The 16,052-nt window shown below is 71.3% G+C and carries 18 protein-coding genes and 1 pseudogene; 6 read left to right on the forward strand and 13 right to left on the reverse strand.

Translation table 11 applies throughout. The features are described 5' to 3' along the window. Positions 1-21: 21 nt before the first annotated feature. From IF54_RS43275 to IF54_RS44045, 7 genes are all read right to left on the reverse strand, one after another. Positions 22-375 carry a DUF5994 family protein gene (locus IF54_RS43275; protein ID WP_324616536.1) on the reverse strand — a complete coding sequence of 118 codons (354 nt, stop codon included), beginning with the start codon at positions 373-375 and terminating at the stop codon, positions 22-24. A 1,311-nt stretch (positions 376-1,686) separates the two neighbouring features. After that, a complete protein-coding gene (locus IF54_RS42965; protein WP_199821189.1) occupies positions 1,687-1,857 on the reverse strand; it encodes a hypothetical protein in 171 nt (56 codons plus the stop codon). 1,538 nt (positions 1,858-3,395) lie between these two features. Next, positions 3,396-3,989, reverse strand: coding sequence for a hypothetical protein (locus IF54_RS0108255; protein ID WP_234438940.1), 594 nt, complete (start codon positions 3,987-3,989; stop codon positions 3,396-3,398). Between the two features lie 816 nt (positions 3,990-4,805). After that, positions 4,806-5,522, reverse strand: coding sequence for a GAF and ANTAR domain-containing protein (locus tag IF54_RS0108260; RefSeq protein WP_030316069.1), 717 nt, complete (start codon positions 5,520-5,522; stop codon positions 4,806-4,808). A gap of 80 nt (positions 5,523-5,602) precedes the next feature. Beyond that, positions 5,603-6,349 carry an ANTAR domain-containing protein gene (locus IF54_RS0108265; RefSeq protein ID WP_234438933.1) on the reverse strand — a complete coding sequence of 249 codons (747 nt, stop codon included), beginning with the start codon at positions 6,347-6,349 and terminating at the stop codon, positions 5,603-5,605. Then, on the reverse strand, positions 6,339-6,863 hold the full coding sequence (locus IF54_RS42970) for a hypothetical protein (RefSeq protein WP_234438934.1): 525 nt from the start codon (positions 6,861-6,863) through the stop codon (positions 6,339-6,341). Before IF54_RS42970 ends, IF54_RS0108265 begins: the two co-directional genes overlap by 11 nt. Before the next feature lie 143 nt (positions 6,864-7,006). Further along, on the reverse strand, positions 7,007-7,930 hold the full coding sequence (locus IF54_RS44045; protein ID WP_324616537.1) for an STAS domain-containing protein: 924 nt from the start codon (positions 7,928-7,930) through the stop codon (positions 7,007-7,009). Here IF54_RS44045 and IF54_RS0108280 point away from each other — a divergent pair. Then, positions 7,877-8,374, forward strand: coding sequence for an Asp23/Gls24 family envelope stress response protein (locus tag IF54_RS0108280; RefSeq protein ID WP_030316077.1), 498 nt, complete (start codon positions 7,877-7,879; stop codon positions 8,372-8,374). The genes IF54_RS44045 and IF54_RS0108280 overlap by 54 nt on opposite strands. A gap of 419 nt (positions 8,375-8,793) precedes the next feature. Here IF54_RS0108280 and IF54_RS0108285 read toward each other — a convergent pair whose 3' ends face one another. From IF54_RS0108285 to IF54_RS0108295, 3 genes are all read right to left on the reverse strand, one after another. Continuing rightward, a complete protein-coding gene (locus IF54_RS0108285; protein WP_030316078.1) occupies positions 8,794-9,150 on the reverse strand; it encodes a PRC-barrel domain-containing protein in 357 nt (118 codons plus the stop codon). Between the two features lie 9 nt (positions 9,151-9,159). Further along, positions 9,160-9,552, reverse strand: coding sequence for an ANTAR domain-containing protein (locus tag IF54_RS39495; RefSeq protein WP_051735360.1), 393 nt, complete (start codon positions 9,550-9,552; stop codon positions 9,160-9,162). A gap of 81 nt (positions 9,553-9,633) precedes the next feature. Next, entirely contained in the window at positions 9,634-9,927 is a 294-nt protein-coding gene (locus tag IF54_RS0108295; RefSeq protein WP_030316082.1) for a hypothetical protein, read from the reverse strand. 382 nt (positions 9,928-10,309) lie between these two features. On the opposite strand from IF54_RS0108295, the gene IF54_RS0108300 reads away from it, so the two are divergent. The 4 genes and pseudogenes from IF54_RS0108300 (at position 10,310) to IF54_RS0108310 (ending at position 12,467) form a co-directional block, all read left to right on the forward strand. Further along, a complete protein-coding gene (locus tag IF54_RS0108300; protein WP_030316084.1) occupies positions 10,310-10,519 on the forward strand; it encodes a hypothetical protein in 210 nt (69 codons plus the stop codon). Between the two features lie 136 nt (positions 10,520-10,655). Next, positions 10,656-10,973, forward strand: a pseudogene (locus tag IF54_RS40995) (transposase); the annotation flags it as partial. Positions 10,974-11,133: 160 nt separating this feature from the next. Beyond that, positions 11,134-11,718, forward strand: coding sequence for a sigma-70 family RNA polymerase sigma factor (locus IF54_RS0108305; protein ID WP_030316086.1), 585 nt, complete (start codon positions 11,134-11,136; stop codon positions 11,716-11,718). After that, a complete protein-coding gene (locus IF54_RS0108310; protein WP_030316088.1) occupies positions 11,715-12,467 on the forward strand; it encodes an anti-sigma factor in 753 nt (250 codons plus the stop codon). Before IF54_RS0108305 ends, IF54_RS0108310 begins: the two co-directional genes overlap by 4 nt. Positions 12,468-12,520: 53 nt before the next feature. Here the strand turns inward: IF54_RS0108310 and IF54_RS0108315 are convergent, their stop codons facing one another. From IF54_RS0108315 to IF54_RS0108325, 3 genes are all read right to left on the reverse strand, one after another. Further along, a complete protein-coding gene (locus tag IF54_RS0108315; protein ID WP_030316089.1) occupies positions 12,521-12,871 on the reverse strand; it encodes a hypothetical protein in 351 nt (116 codons plus the stop codon). 110 nt (positions 12,872-12,981) lie between these two features. Next, complete coding sequence (locus IF54_RS0108320) at positions 12,982-13,632, reverse strand: Asp23/Gls24 family envelope stress response protein (protein WP_030316090.1); 651 nt, start codon at positions 13,630-13,632, stop codon at positions 12,982-12,984. Then, the gene (locus tag IF54_RS0108325) at positions 13,629-14,198 is read right to left on the reverse strand and encodes an RNA polymerase sigma factor (protein WP_051735361.1); all 570 of its coding nucleotides are present in this window, start codon (positions 14,196-14,198) and stop codon (positions 13,629-13,631) included. The genes IF54_RS0108320 and IF54_RS0108325 overlap by 4 nt, the downstream gene beginning before the upstream one ends. Positions 14,199-14,413: 215 nt before the next feature. Between IF54_RS0108325 and IF54_RS0108330 the strand changes: the two genes are divergently transcribed. Next, positions 14,414-16,003 (forward strand): sulfite oxidase, encoded by a 1,590-nt coding sequence (locus IF54_RS0108330; protein ID WP_030316096.1) that lies wholly within the window; start codon positions 14,414-14,416, stop codon positions 16,001-16,003. Positions 16,004-16,052 lie beyond the last annotated feature (49 nt).

Below are 16,052 nucleotides of genomic sequence, written 5' to 3' on the forward strand. Positions count from 1 at the left end.
CGGGCTGCTGTTGAGCCTCTGTTACGACGTCGTCGTCGTCCCGCACGGACATGACGAGTGACGATCATGGTGTGGTCGCCCACGGCGGACCGGTCGATACGGACCGTGTGCCCGTCGACGAACAGATGCCCCGGAGCCCCGTCCCCCGTCGCTCGCGTCGAGACCCACGCGGGCGACGGGGCCCAGGTGTGCCGTCAGCGCGGTGAGGAGAGCTGACAGCTGGCTCTTGAGGTCCCGGGTCCGCGGCCACCATGCGCCGTCGAACGTCCACGCGCGCCTGGCTGTCGTCTCCATCCGCAGGACCGCGGTGCCGGGAAGCACCGGCTCACCGCTGGTGTCCGCCCGAAGCTTCACGGACCGCATGGCGGGGAGCATGGCGACTCACTTCCCCGCCGTCCGGGTCCGGCGCCGTGGCCGGAGCCGTCCGCGTCCCCCGTCGCGGTGGTCGCGGCGATCGGCTGTGCCCTTCGTTCCGGCACGACCGCGAAGCTTCCGCGGGGCCGATCGTGCCGACCGCCGGACAGTCGACCGGGAGCGGCCGTAGTGGAAAACGGCGATGCGCTCGTCGTGCTGGTTGTTGAGCAGGTGGATCAGGAGCACGCCCACAGCGACCATCGCCAGAAGTGCCATCACGGCCACAAAGGTCTCCATGACCCTCACCTGCCCTTTGCCGGATTCGGTGTCGGCGGGGCGACTGCCGGAATGGTGAGTACCGGAGCAGTGACTGCCGGGATCCGTGGCCGTGAGGCCGGACCGGGGGCCTCACGGCCTCTTTCGGCCTCCCAGACGACCTCCTCGGCCCGTTCGGCCGCCGACACGGTGCGCAGAAGCGCTGCCTCCTCCATCAGTCGGCCCGTGCTTGACACGCGCAGTGGGTCGCTCACGGCGGCCATCAGCCACGTGGCCGAGACGGGAGTCGTCTGTGGGTCGAGCAGGGCAGCCGATGAGGGAAGTTCCGCCCCCGGATAACAGGAGGGGTACCACCAGGCGCCGTCCAGCAGAGCCGGACCCGAACCGGTGAGAGCCTGCGCCATGCGAAGAGACGGAGAAGAGGGCCGGTGTTCGATTGCCGGCGCATACGAAACGGTCGCTGTCATGATGCGAACCCTGCTCCGGGCCGATCGGACCGGCCCGGTGAATCAATCGCCGAAAACGACACAAGCATGGAGGCCGGTGCACGGAATACCCTCGGTAACATCAGCTTACTCCCCCGGCGGGCCGTTCCACAGACGCGATCCGTACAAGTGTGGGAAGTCGACGGGCCGACGCCGAGCATCCGGGTACCGATCGGCTGCCGAGGTCGGCCGTCTGTGGCAGGGAGGGGCGCGCCATGGGCGCGAACACAGCCGAGACCGCGTTACCAGGCACCCTGAGGAACTGACGGACCATCTGACGACCTCCTGCGCCGACCTGTTCGTACGACCGACCAGATCTCACAGCTCCCCTTCGGGAGGAGACCGCCGGGACAGGAGGCCACTCGGTCACCACAGCTCTGCGAAGGCTTCGCATAAACCTGACCCACTCGGCACCGGCACCTCGCCCGTGATCGGCACGACAGCGGTGCTCGGGGCAACGCCGACCGCTTCCTCGGCGGGGGCAGCCGCTGAAGCAGCCGGGGTGATCGCCGTGGCCTCGGGCCGGCATGTTCCAGCGGTGACGTGCGTGATCCGCCGGCACCCGTCGCCGTCAGCGGAGAGGACGCCACCGGGCGCGCCAGGACAGCCGCACGGCGACCACGGTCACATCGGCCACGAGAACCACGATGCCGACGATCAGCAGACAGCCCAGACCTGCGGCCGTCACGCCGATGATTCCCAGGACGACGGCGACAAGGAGGAACAGGAGAAAATACGCCACGGCTCGGACACCTCCCTTGGACCGTGCCGTCGCTCAGCGGCGTGCGAGCTTTCGTTCGCCGCTCGCGCCCGGCGCAGCCCGGCCCCAGGAGTGCATCGTCAACGGGCACGAAGACCAGGCGCCGACGAGTCGGCAGCCCGGTCCGTACGGTGGCCACGGCCGTTTCGTCGGTGGTGGCGTCCACGAAGACCGGATCATGCGCTGTCCCTCCTGAGCGGGACACCAGTCGATGCGGGCCGCTCCCCTGGAAGACCGCGGCCCGGCCCGGCCCGGCCGGAACCGGAAGAACAGCTGTGACAACGACTCCGGCGCAACCACGCCGGAGTCGCCCTTCCGGGCGGCTGCACGTGAGAGTGAGCCAACCCACAGTCCATGCTACTGCGGCGGCCGCGGCTCGCGCTCTTGATGGATACGCCGGTGCGGTGGATCCAAGACCCGCTCACCCGCGCAGCAGCCGTTGCGTGGGCTCCCGTCCCGGTTCCTGCCGGGACTCGTGGCGGGCGGGGTGCGCGGCATCCGCGGTGACAGGGCATCCTCTCCTGGTGGACTACCGGCGGCTGCCACCGCCATGCCCGCGCATCACGGAGCCGACGGATCCAGGTGACCAGCAGGACGGCGGCGACCCTCCACAGGACCTACAGGACGGCGACGGCAGCTGTGGCTTCGCCGGGATGCCATGGCGACGGCGGCTGCGGGAGCGGCCTCGCTCGTGACGCGGCAGTTCCCGCGCCGATGCGCGAGGTGCGTCCGCGGAACCGGACGGTGATCGACGCGGCCGGGGGCTGGGCCGTACCGCACCCGCCTGCTCTCGCCGCGCTCCCTGAACGGCCTGCAAGGGACCACCAGCTCCGGGTGCGAGACCGTTACACGGGGCGTCATCAGCTGCCTCCGGGCAGCGCTACGCTGTTCGAACAGGCCCCGGCCCCCGGCATTGCAGCTCCGCTCCGGGAAGGCCCACCGTGTTCCCCCTGCTCCTCATCCTCGTCGCGGTCCTGTCAGGCTTCGGCGTCCTCGGCCCCTTCTGGTGGGTGGTCGCAGCCTCAGTCGTGCTGGTGTTCGGCGCCATCCCATACGGGCGCCGTGGTGAAGGCGGGGGCTGGGACCGTGGCGGCAGTTCCGATCTCCGGGAGCACCAGGACCACCGGAAGCGCCGGTACCGCCCTCGGCATCGGGCGCGCCGGAAGCGCGAGGCCCGTCCGGACAGCGAGCACCGCGGGTGACCGACACCACGCCCCATGAAGAGCAGCCGCTGTCGACGGCTCGGGATGCGGCACTGCTGGCCGAGATCGGCGAACTGCGCGCCACCAACGAGCAGTTGGAGCGGGCGATGACGAGCCGTGCGGTGATCGACCAGGCGCGCGCCATGGTGATGGCCCTGGCGCCCTGCACCAGCGAGAGGGCCTGGGACCTGCTGGTGGGCGTGTCGCAGCGCTGCAACATCAAGCTCCGGGACGTGGCCGCGGCCCTGGTCGCCACGACGAAGGGCTTCTCGACGCCTCCACGTCTTCACACGCGTCGCGCCCGACCGGCGCAGGCGGCTATCCGGGCCGCTGGGTCCGGTCGTTGTGCGCGAGGCCGTCCGGATGCTGCGTCGTGCGCTCTCCGAGGAACAGGAGCAGTACGCACAGGACGGTCGGGGCGCGGTGGATCTGGCCCACCTCCTGCCAGCCCCACGCCTCCAAGACAGCAAGGGCCGGGCGATCGGACTGGTCCAGCAAGATGACGCCGAGCGAAGCCTGGTGATCGGCGAGCAGGCGCTCCTGGAGCCGGCGAGCGAGCCCGCGGGCGTACTGGTGCGGATGGACAACGGTTTCCAGGATCGCGAAGACGTGTCCGGACGCGGTCAGTTGCTCCAGGTTCTGGGGCAGCGGCCCGTCGAACCCCTGCCACCAGGAGCCGTCACGTGGCACGGGGATTCCGAAGACACAGCCGGTCAGGGTCCGGGCCTCGGCGACCAGCATGTCGAATCCCGGCAGTTTCACGCCGTCCGTCAGACGGCGCAGGAACTCCTGCCGGCCGCGGAACTCCTCGCCCGGCGGGGTGGTGGTGGACTCCACGTACAGATCCGCCAGGTCCTCTCGCAGGCCCTCGGCCTGCCAGCGGTTCAGTCGGCGCAGCCGCACCGTGTCCATGGCGGACGGCTCCGGGCCTTCGGGTTCGTGGGGTTGCCGCGGAGTGCGCATGGGGCGCCTCGGTTCAGGAGACCGGCAGAAGGGCGGGAGTGCCCTCGTGGCCGATGTGTGCTGTGGCGCCGGGGTCCGGGACGTCTGTTCGCCAGCATAGCCCCGGATCGGCGCCGCTCCGGGGCCAGTTGGGAGCGCGGGGCCACTGTGGCCCGGGCGACGGGTCGGCCGACCGCCGGGTCGTTCAGGTCATGGGGCACTCCCTTCGGCAAGCAGTGCGGCGGGTGCCGACCATCGGCTTCGGCTGTACGAGCCTGTGCCGGAGAGTTCCCGCAGCCACGGCCAAGGAACCGGCCTCCCGCCGTGGCTGCCGCTCGCCTGCGGCGGCCGGCATCGGTACGGTGCTCGACGCGCCACCGCGCACAACCGGCGTTGACATGTGACGAGCACACTTACGTCAGGCCCTGTTCCGCTGCTCCTGAATCTGCTCTAGGCTGCACGCAGGGAAGGCGGGACTGCGACCGTTTCCGGTACCAGCAAGTCTCCCCACCCAGGCTCCCAGCCCCCGAGTCGGAAACCAGGCCCGGCCGGAGCCGCATCGCCGGACAGCGCGGCTCCAGCCCAAGTCCTCTCGGCATTTTCCAGACGGGGTGTTCCCATCAGTCCCGCCGCCGCGGAGGGCAACGCGCGAGGACACGGTGGAGGGGGGCCTCCCATCCTCACGCTCCGGACGGCCGCCGCCGCACGACGGCGGCGGCCGTCCGGCCCAAGGTTCCGGGCGCAGGAGCGGCGTGCCGATGCGCGTCGGCTGCGGCGCGGAGTGGATCAGGACCCCAGCCCGGCAAGGGGTTCCGAGCCGTCGATGAAGGCGCGGGCCACGTCGGCCAGGCGCCGGTTGTGGGAACGGGCGTAGCCGCGCAGGGCACTGAACGCCTGCTCCATGTCGAGGCCCTGGCGTTCGGCGAGCTTCCCCTTGGCCTGTTCGATCAGCACCCGGCTGTTCAGCGCCGTCTGCAACTGCTCGTTGAGCACCGTGCTGCGCTGCGCGGTGCGTTGTTGCAGCAGGCTGATGGTGGCGACGTCGGCCAGCGCCTGGGCAACGAGGGTGGCGGCCGGGTCGAAGGGGCCGGGCGCGGCACGGAAGAGGTTCAGCGCGCCCACGGTCTCCTCCCGCAGACGCATGGGCAGGGCCTGGACGGCCCCGAATCCACTGCGGTGGGCCGCCGTGACGAAGCGCGGCCAGCGGTCGACCTCCCGGGTCAGGTCGGGGATGATCACCGGCGCGCCGGTGCGGAAGCACGTGAGGCAGGGGCCTTGGTCGTTCTGGAGCTGGAAGAGCTCCAGCACACGCACCTGTTCGTCAGAGGCGGCCATGACGCGGAGTTTGCCGTCCCGGTCGGCGAGCAGCACTCCGGCGGCGCTCGCGTCGAGCATGCCGACGCAGCGGTCGGTCAGCAGGCGCAGGAAATCCATGAGGTCGAAGTCGGCGACCAGGTTGTCGGCCAACTCGACGAAGGTCTTGGAAAGAAGTTGTTGATCCATCGTGGACACCCTCGAATTAAGATTAGTCCCGCCGGGAAGGGGCGGGAAGTACGGCACGTTCCTCGGCCGGCACCAATGCGTCAGTCGTCCTCCCCGGCCTGGTCCGGCTCCGCGTCCGGTGGGAAACGAAGCCGTCGGGCCACCACGTCCGCGGCCACGTCGGCAAGCCGGCGTCCCTGCGCATAGGCGTACGCGCGGAGCCGGACGAAGGCTTCCTCGATGCCGACGCCGAGCTGAACGGTGAGCATCCCGCTGGCCTGGTCGATCTCCGCCCGGTACGCGCCCAGGTCCTCGACGGGGCCATCGCGTGGCGCGTCCATCTCGTCGATACGCGCGTCGAGCAGCACCAGAGTCGCGAGATCGGCGAACGCCAGCGCGTCCGCCAGTTCCTCCGCGCTCAACCGGACCGGAACGTGGGCGTACAGGTCCAGGACTCCCGGGCTGATCGCGCCCATCTGTAGAGGAAGCGCGAAGACCGCGCGGGCCCCGGCTTCCAGGGCCGCCTCGGCGAACACCGCCCAGCGGTCCTGAAGGTCACGGGTGAGCAGATCGGGTGTCAGGACGGCCTGGCCGTGCAGGAAGGCGTCCACGCAAGGCCCCTCGCCCAGCGTGAGCTGGAGCTCTTCCAGCTGCTCGCTGACGGCATCGGTGCTGCACAGCGGGTGGCTCGGCGCGGACCTGGACATCGCCGACAGCCCGGCCCCGCCGACCGGCAGCGCGGCCACGGCCGCGGTGCACACGTCCACCACGCCGACCCGGGCACCACGCCGGGCCGCCTGCTCGGCCACCAGCATCCGAATGCGGGCCGACCGGCTCTCAGCGCCCACCCGGGCCACCGTCTCCCGGCATCGCGGCAAGACCCACCGGCGTCACCGTGGCGCGTTCCGCCAGGGGAAACACCAGCGCGCGGAACGTGGTGACGCCGAGTGGCCTGCGAAGCTCTCCGACATCCAGCCATCCCCAGGAGCGGAGCGCGGAGCGAGTCGGGTGATCGGCCCCGTCCACCAGGGTGGCACCGAGCGACGCCTGGTGGTCGGTCAACAGTCGCTCCTGCACACGACGGGCGACCTCCCGGTCCTGCGGGTGCGGGCGGATCAGGATGTCGCCGAACGCGAAGGCCCTGCCGGACACCGTGAGATACCCGACGCTGCGCGGCAATACTCCGTCGAAGCCGAGCCACCACGAGCCGTCGCCGCGCACCGGGAATCCGAAGGCGCATCCGATCAGGCCGTCCGACTCGGCTATCACCATGGCGAATCCCGGCCGGCCCAGGTCCGCGGTGAGACGGTTCAGGAAGTCCTGGCGGCCGGGACGGCGGTACGCGTCACCCGTCGCCGGCACGCGGGACTCCACATACAACCCCGCCAGATCATCGCGCAGGTCCCCCACCAGCCGACGGTTCAGCCGGCGCAGTCGCACCGGAGCCGCGCCGCAGGCCTCGCCGTTCCCCGGCTTCCGTGACTGTCCCCGCCCGGGTCCGGGCGTCATCGCGCATCGCCCGGGAGAACAGGAGCAGGCGGGACGGCCCTGTGCGGCGGGGCTGGAGCCGGCACAGCCAGGGCGTCGCCGGAAGGAGGTAGCGGGTCGTACGGAGGACCGAGGAGCAGGAACCCGCAACCGGTGAGGCCGGCTACAAGGACGAGCATCGGCGATGGGTGGTGCAGTCGCAGGGTCCCGCCCGCCACAGTGGTCTGCCGCGCAGCGTGCAGGAAGGCGCTGAGGCCGGTGCAGTCACAGAAACTGACCAGGGTGAGGTCGATGTCGATGGCGCGGATGCCGTCCCGCAAGCACTGATCCACGGATGCGCGCACCAACGGTGCGGATTCGAAGTCGATCTCACCGGCCAGGGTGATCAGCGCACTATTCCTTCGGCCAGGGCGATACACGATGAGCTGTGGAAGGGACATGACGCCTCGGTTCGGAAGACCATCCGGCAGCGGGCCAGGTGGTGCCGGATATCCGGCACGGCCTGGCGCGCTCCAGATGGGGGCGTACGTTCGGCGGAGTCGGAGCGAAGGCAGGTCCGACCGCCTGTGCGATAAGACAGAGGAGCACCCGGTTCCCTCCTGGAATGCGCCGGGTGCCGGACTACGAGTCCACTCCCCGCGCCATCTGTGTCGAGCAACGACAAGCCGCCGGGGTCTGGGACGTCCGTACAACAGCATAGTCCCGGGCGCGGTCCGGTGGGGTCCGCTGAGCCGCCTGGTCCCCGCGCCTGGGCCGTGGCCGCGATGTGGACGGCGTACGCAGGCATGTCCGACGCGTAGTGCGGTACTGGGCAAGCGGCGCGAAACGCGGCGGCCGACGGCCGCCGGGCACGTCACTCCGTGCACCACCCGAGGAGGTGGCTTCACATGACAGAGCCGAACGGTTCGACCCTGCCCGAACCCGGCCCGGGGGAGCCTCATGCCGACCTGGGCACGACACTGCACGCCTCCGCACGCCCCCGGCTCCAGGACCCGGCCGAGACCCGCGGCCGGACGACCATCGCCGACGGGGTGGTGGAGAAGATCGCCGGCATCGCCGCCCGCGAGGTCCCGGGAATCCACGCGCTGGGCGGTGGATTCACCCGCACCATGGGCGCGATGCGCGACCGGGTCCCGGGTGGACATCCGAGCGCGGGGCGTGGCGTCAAGGTCGAGGTCGGTGAGAAGCAGACCGCCATCGATCTCCAGGTCGTCGTCGCATACGGGGTGAGCATCACCGACCTCGCCGCAGAGGTCCGTGAGAACGTGATCGCGGCGGTGGAACGGATGACGGGCCTGGAGGTCGTCGAGGTGAACATCGCGGTCAACGACGTGCACCTGCCGGACGAGGACATGCAGGAGATGCCCGAGGACCGGGTGCATTAGCGCCTTGCCCCGGGCAGCCCGGGCGCTGCTGCCCGGGGCAGTCTCCAGATGCTGTCGGACGGTCGGTTCCCGGCGACCCGAGTCGTCGGACCCGGGACACGTCGAACGGACGCGGTCGGCTCAGCACGACGGGGCTGGGGGCTGTGGGTGGCGGTTCAGCGCCGTCCGCATGTCACGGACAGTCAATGCCGCGCGCAGGTTCCGGTACGTGGACATCGCAGGGGCGGACCCCGGGCGACCCGTCCCGCATGGGTGCCCTGCGCGGTTGCGCGTCGGCGGAAGGGGGCCTGCGCCGGGGTGTCTGCGGGATGCCGCGGAGCGTCGCGACCACGCCTCTGGTGCCGTCCGGGTCGAAACGGACGGCAGCCATCGAAGATGCCGGGCCCGGTGAACACGGCAGCCCTCCCGTCCGAGTGCGGTCAGCGGCGCGCAAGTTGTCGTTCTCCGGCCGCACCGGGCTGGTAGGGCAGTCCGTAGTGCTTGAAGACCGCTTCCTCCTGCTCGGCGGGAAGCACGTCGTCGGTACCGATCGAAGGAGCCTGCTTCACCAGCGTTCTGACATAGCCGACCTTCAGATAGCCCGGCCCGACGATCGCGTCCTCAAGGGGGACGAAGACCAGACGGTGCCGGGTGGGCAGTCCAATCCGTACCGTGGCCATGGCCGGCTCGTCGGTGGTGGTGTCCACATAGACCGCCTCCAGGACACCGATCTTGTGCGACTCGGGGTCGACGACATCGCGGTTGCGCCATTCCCGGAGGTCGGCCGCGTGGATCATGGTCTCTCCCTATCTGGACGACTCGTCGGCCGATGAGCAGTCGCGCCCTCGGTCCTCCGCGCCGAACCGCCGCAGTGCACGCCGCAGCGCACGCTGCATCCGCTCCGGCAGCGGCTTGCCCTCCCAGGCGGCGACCACGGCCGCGGCCACCTCCGGAAGTCTGGTGTCGCACTGCCGCGAGACGTCGACCAGCAGGTTCCTGGCCGCCCCGCGGCCGCAGGGGGTCAGCACCATCACCATTCCGCGGGCCTGGTCGATGACCGCACGGCCGGCCAGCGCCCGCCGCAGCTGATCGTTCTCGGCGCGCAGTGCGACGAGGTCCTGCCCCGCCGACGCGTTCCCCCACGTGGCCTCGGCCCGCAGTTTCCACCAGTCCTCTTGGAGCACGGTTGTGCGTTGCATGGCATGTACCTCTTCACGAGTTCGACGTCTCCGGTCTGGCCGGAGCCGTCCCGGACCGTGGCTGCCTGCCCACTCCCGGGGTCACCTCTGGTGGTCATGGTCCCGACGGTCCTCGCGCCGCCGGCGCGCCCAGTTCTGGCGGGTGTAGCGGCGGTCCCAGCGGTCCTGGCGATCTCGGCGCTCCCGGTAGTCCCGGTAGTCCCGGGGCTGCCGATAGTCCCCGAGATCGGAACCACCACGGCTTCGGCCTCCGCCACGATCGCGGCCGTGGAGGGTCGCGCCGTAGACCAGCACCGCCGCCGCCACCCACCAGATGGGGTGCAGGAAGCCGAAGCCGAAGAGAACGGCGATGAGGACGAGGAGCAGGAGGAACACGGTGGGCCTCCCCGGGAGCAGAACACGGCATCGATACCGGGGACCGGGGCCTCACCCACAGCGTAGTCCTGCCCGACGGATGCGGATACCGTGCGACGTCAGCGCGTCCTGTCCGGCACGGATGGCTGCTTGACACCTGTCGGGAATCTGCGGCGAGGGCTAGCGTGCGACATGCCGCCCCGGCCCCCGGCAGCGTCGCACCGCCAACGCGCTCCCCAGGGGGCGCACCCTGCGCATCGGTGTCGGAACCCGCCGCGTCACGAGCCCGGCCGTTCCTGCACACGCCCGTCGTCACGAGAACCCGGCGAAGCCCCGATGCGCCTCAAGCGGGCAACGATCTGCCGCCCGCCGCGTCGCACGCATCCCCTATCAGGCGGTACACATGTACGCGCTGATCGTTCCCGCTTCGACCCCCTTCGTCCTGCTCATCGTGGTGATGGCCCTTTCGTGGTGGGAGGACCACATCCTGCCGCCGCCGACCGAGCCGGCCGAATCACCCTCCGAGGCTCCGCTCACCCCGGCGGCCCCGGCGCAGCCCCCAGAACTCGCCCGTGTCGACACCGCGTCGACAGCGCCGGCTGCCGGGCATTGACTGACAACACGGCGTAGGGCCATGCCACTCCGGAACATCGGAGCGCGGCATTCCGCCTTCCCACCGATCCCGGACCCCGCGGAAATCAGGGAAATCCCCGCGATCCGGAGGCCCGGCAATGATCTGGATTCTTCTCGACGGCACCAGCTTCCCCACCGCCGCCCACCTGGCCTCCTACGCCGGCCTCGCACCAACGACCAGATCGTCGGGAACCTCGATCCACGGCGAACACGCGCCCAGAGGCGGAACCGGCAGCTCGAACGCGCCGGGTTCCTCTCCGCGTTCGCCGCCCTGCACGATCCCGCCTCCCGCACCCACTACGACCGATGCCGGGCCCGCGGAAAGAGCCACACTCAGGCACTTCTCCGCCTGGCCGGCCAGCGGTTCAACGTGCTGTTCGCGATGTTCCGCGACGGCACCCTTCTACGAACCCAGAACCCCACACCTCGCTTGACGAACGACATAGAGGCACCTCCGGTAGGTCCCCAGGCGCTCGAAGCCGCCGAGAAGATCGCCGTTGAATCAGCCCCCTGAATTCGTCACGAGCGCAACCAATCCGCCTGGTCTGCGGGAACGGATTACGTCCGGACATGTCCCGACGGTGGAGGCCCTCGGTGAAAGAAGCTGTGCATATCGTCAGAAACCCCTCGAAGGGGCCTGACCTTCAGGAACTCGTGGGGCGGGTGGCTCTGGGGGACGAGGATGCGTTCGCCCATGTGTACGACATCGTCGCGGGCCCGGTGCTGGGTGTCGTGCGGGCCGTGCTGCGGGATCACGCCCAGTCCGAGGAGGTGGCGCAGGAGGTTCTCGTGGAGGTCTGGCGGACGGCTCCCCGCTACCGGCCGGACCGCGGGACCGCGGTGAACTGGATCCTCACGCTGGCGCACCGCCGGGCGGTGGACCGGGTGCGATCCGTGGACGCCGCGATGGCCCGGGACCACAAGGCCGCCCTGCTCGACAGGGTGCCGGAGTACGACGAGGTGGCCGAGCATGTCGAGGCGCGGCTGGAGCGGGAGCAGGTGCGGCGCTGTCTGCGCACCCTGACCGATCTCCAGCGCCAGTCCGTCACCCTCGCCTACTACCGGGGCCTGACCTACCGCGAGGTGGCCGAGGCGCTGGGGCTCCCGCTGGGGACCGTGAAGACCCGACTGCGCGACGGGCTGATCCGGCTGCGCGACTGCCTGGGGGTGACCGCGTGACCACCATCGACCTGCACCGGCTGACCGGCGCCTACGCCCTGCACGCCCTGTCCGACGAGGAGAGCGTCTCCTTCGAACGTCACCTCGCGGGCTGCGAGCCCTGCGCGCAGGAGACGGCCGAGCTGAGCGCGACCGCGGCCCGGCTGGGACTGGCCGTCGCCGCGCCCGTCCCCCCGGCACTGCGCGAGCACGTGCTGCGCCGGATCACCACCGTCCGCCAGGAGACGCCCGGCACGACCGTCCGGGTCTCTCCGGTGCGTACCCGGCTGAGGGCCCGGCTGCTGTCCCGGTGGGCGCTCGCCGCCTGTCTCGCCGCGGCCGCGGCGCTCGGCGGGACGACCGTGTGGCAGCACCAGCAGGCCGCGGACGCCCGCGCCGAGGCACGTCAGGCGTCCCGGAGTGCCGACGAGATCGCCGCCGTGCTCGCGGCGCCGGACGCCCGGACGCGGGCCGCCGATCTGGCCGCGGGTGCCACCGGCACGGTCGTCGTCTCCCAGAGCAGGGACAAGGCCGTGTTCGTCGTCTCGGGCATGGCCCGGCCGCCCCGCGGAAAGGTGTACGAGCTCTGGTTCGACGACGCGGGGACCATGCGGTCCGCCGGGCTGATGGACCCCGACCGCGGCGACCAGACCGTTCTGATGCGGGGCGACGTCGACGGGGCGTCGGGCATGGGCATCACCGTCGAACCCGCCGGCGGCTCGAAACACCCCACGTCCACGCCGATCGCCCTGATGGCCTTCCCCGGCTGAGCGCCGACGGCCCGCCCTGCCGGGACCCACGCGGATCGGCAGGCCGGCCGGCCTCAGAGGAGACCCGTGACCGTCACGGTGACCCGGGGCCGGGGCTCGCCGGGGGTCAGGACGCCCAGCCGGTGTCCGACGGCGTCGCGGACTCCGCGGGCGACGTCCACGGTCCGCGCCCGCCGGAGCGCCACGACGTGGATCTCGACGTGCCAGGGTCCCTCGCCGTCCGGCCGGGTCAGGCGCACCCCGGCGGCGGTCCCGGCCGCGGTCCCGGCCGCGGTCCCGCCGACCTGTGGCACGGCCCGCGGCAGCGCAGAACGCAACCGGTCGGCCAGGCCGGGCCGGAGGAAGGCCACACCTGGCACTTCCGTCACGGCCGCGGCGACTCCGGCGACGAGAGCGCCGTTCACGGCCTTCGTGGGAGGGCTCTTCGAGGTAGCGGCCTTCGTGGGAGGTCTCTTCGAGGTAGCGGTCTTCGCGGGAGGGATCTTCGAGTTCGGGGTATCCGAGGTGTGGTCGGTCATGGCGTACGCCCTTCCCGGTCGTCGTCGGCCGTCGGGGGGAGAAGGTCGGTGACCCTGATGTGCACGGCTGCCGTGGCCATGCCCAGGGCGCGGTCGGCCACCTCACGTACCTGTTCCCGCACCCGTTCGGTGAGGTCGGGCAGCGGGACGCCGACCGGGGCATGGATGTCGAGGCGGACCTCGACCGTGCCGTCCTCGCGGACGTCGAGGAGACGGCAGGAGCCGGCACGGACGCCCGGGACCGTCTCCGCCGCGGAGCGCAGGGTCCTGGCCGCGACGGCTTCCATGATCCACAGGTCCTCGGCGGGTTCGCCGAGCGGCAGCGGGCGGCCCGGACGCAGTTCGAGGCGGACGACGTCCATGATCCGTCGGGTCAGCGGCTCGGTGTCGTAGGAGTCGGCGGCCGCCGTCTCCGTGCGCAACCCCTTTACCGCGGACTCCAGTTCGTCGAGCCCGCGCACCGCCTCCCGGCAATGCGGGCAGTTTCGCGGGTGGGCGTCGCCCGCCTCTCCCTCCCGGGACCGGTCGTCGCGGGCCCGGTCCTCCCAGTCGGCCCAGGCTCGGGACAGCAGGCGCCCGCAGGGCAGGAGTACGTCGTCGTCCTCGTGGGCGGACGTGCCGTGCGGCGGGTCGATCGGGTCGGTCATCGCCAGGCCCCCAGTGCTTGTGTCAGACAACGGCGTGCACGGAAGACGCGGGCGCGGACGGCGTCCTGGCTGATGCCCACCGCTTCCGCGACGAACTCGTAGGACCGTCCGTCCAGTTCCCGAAGCACCCAGCAGGCGCGCTGTTCGGCGGAGAGCAGGTCGAGCGCCTCGCGCAGTTCGCGCACCGCGTCCCGGCCCTCGGTGATCCGGGCCGGTGACGTGCTGTGCTCGGCCGCGGCCACGTCCCCGACCGCCTCCAGCGGGGCCGTGGGCCGGCGCGAACGCAGCACGTTCAGGCACCGGTTGGTGACGATCCGGTACATCCACGTACCGAAGGAGGACCGCCCCTGGAACTCGGGCAGCCTCCGCCAGGCGCTGAGGAAGGCGTCCTGGACGGCGTCCTCCGCCTCGGTCCGGGTGCCGAGCAGCCGGGTGGCGAGCTGGATGAGCGCCGGCGCGTGGCGTTGCACGAGCACGGCGAACGCGTCCTCGTCCCCCTCCGCGGCACGGACCACCAGCAGGGCGTCGTCCGTGTCGGGCCGGGTGTCGGGTGGTGCACCCACCACTGGGTCGCTCCTCTCATCCGGTCTCCCGGAAGCCGGTCTTCCAGTGGTTGGACACCGCCGCGCGACCGCTGTGACGCGGGACTTCGGGCCGTGAAAGAGAAAGACCTTTTTAAAGGGGATCCGTAGCCGGAGCGGGCGCGGATTGGTGGGAAAAGAAACTTCATCCGATCGTGGCTGCCACCAATCCGACGGCATTTCAGGACCGGATTCCCCACGTGACCGAGAACGAGAAGAAATCGCGCCGACTGCGGCTGCCGCTGGGCGCGCTCAGCGGTCTGCTGGCCGGCTGTACCGCGCTCGCGGTCGCCGAGGCCTGCGCGGGGGCGGTCCGCCCCCAGTCCGGTCCCGTCGTCGCGGTCGGCGGCGCCGCGATCGACGCCACGCCCGCGGCGGTGAAGGACTGGGCGATCCGGAATTTCGGCACCGACGACAAACTGGTTCTCCAGCTGGGAATTCTCGCGGTTCTCGGTCTCTTCGCGGTGTTCCTCGGAATTGCCGGACTGCGGTTCCGCCGTACCGCCGCGGCCGGTGTGCTGCTGTTCGGTGCCGTGGGGGCGCTCGCGGCGACACGGCGGCCCGACTCGGTCGGCCTGACGGACGCGGTGCCCTCGGTGGCCGGGGCGGTCGCCGGGGCCGTACTCCTGTACGTGCTCCTGGGCTTCCTCGCACCCCGCTCGGAGCCCGATGCGCCTCCGCCGGGCACTACCGGTGGGGACTGGGACCGCCGGGGCTTCGTGATCGCGGCGAGCACCGCTGCCGTGGCCTCGGCGGGGGCCGGTCTGCTGGGCCGGACCCTGGCGGGTGCCGCCGGCCGGGGTGCGGTCGCCTCCCGCCGGGACGCGGTGCTCCCCGCTCCGGCATCCCCAGCCCGGGCCGTACCGAAGGGTGCCGGGCCGCGGGTCTCCGGACTCAGCCCGTTCGTCACGCCCAACGCGGACTTCTACCGTGTCGACACCGCCCTGGTCGTGCCCCGGGTGGACGCGACGACCTGGCGGCTACGCGTCCACGGCAAGGGCGTCACGCGCCCGGTCACCTTCTCCTACGACGATCTGCTGCGCCGTCCTCTGGTCGAGCGGGACATCACGCTGACCTGCGTCTCCAATGAGGTCGGCGGCCCGTACGTCGGCAACGCCCGCTGGATCGGCGTACGCCTGGCCGATCTGCTCGCCGAGTGCGGGGTGCGGCCGCCGTCGAAAGGCGGCCCGGCCGACCAGCTGGTCGCGCGTTCCGTGGACGGCATGACGATCGGCAGCCCGGTCGAGGACGTGATGGACGGCCGTGACGCCCTGCTCGCGCTCGGCATGAACGGCGAACCGCTGCCCTTCGCGCACGGCTTCCCGGTTCGCATGGTGGTGCCCGGCCTGTACGGCTTCGTGTCCGCCTGCAAGTGGATCGAGGACATCGAGCTCACCACCTTCGACGCCTACGACCCCTACTGGGTCAAGCGCGGCTGGGCCCGGAAGGCGCCCATCAAGACGCAGTCCCGCATCGACACGCCCAAGCCCTTCGCCCGGCCGGCGGCGGGCACCGTCATGGTCGCCGGTGTCGCCTGGGCCCAGCACCGCGGCATCGACAAGGTCGAGGTCCGCGTGGACGACGGGCCCTGGCAGGAAGCCCGGCTCGCTCCCGAGGACACGACCGACACCTGGCGCCAGTGGACCTTCCCCTGGCAGGCCACCAGGGGCGGCCACACCCTCACCGTCCGGGCCACCGACCGTACCGGCGCGCTCCAGACCGACAGACGCACCCGCACGATCCCCGACGGCGCCGGCGGATGGCACTCCGTGGTCGTGACCGTCGACTGACCCCCAGACCATCTCCTCCCCTTTCCCCGAGAAGGCAGCATCCGCTGCC

Origin of the sequence: Streptomyces sp. NRRL B-3229, assembly GCF_000719505.1 — a bacterium.
Classification (GTDB): domain Bacteria; phylum Actinomycetota; class Actinomycetes; order Streptomycetales; family Streptomycetaceae; genus Streptomyces; species Streptomyces griseorubiginosus.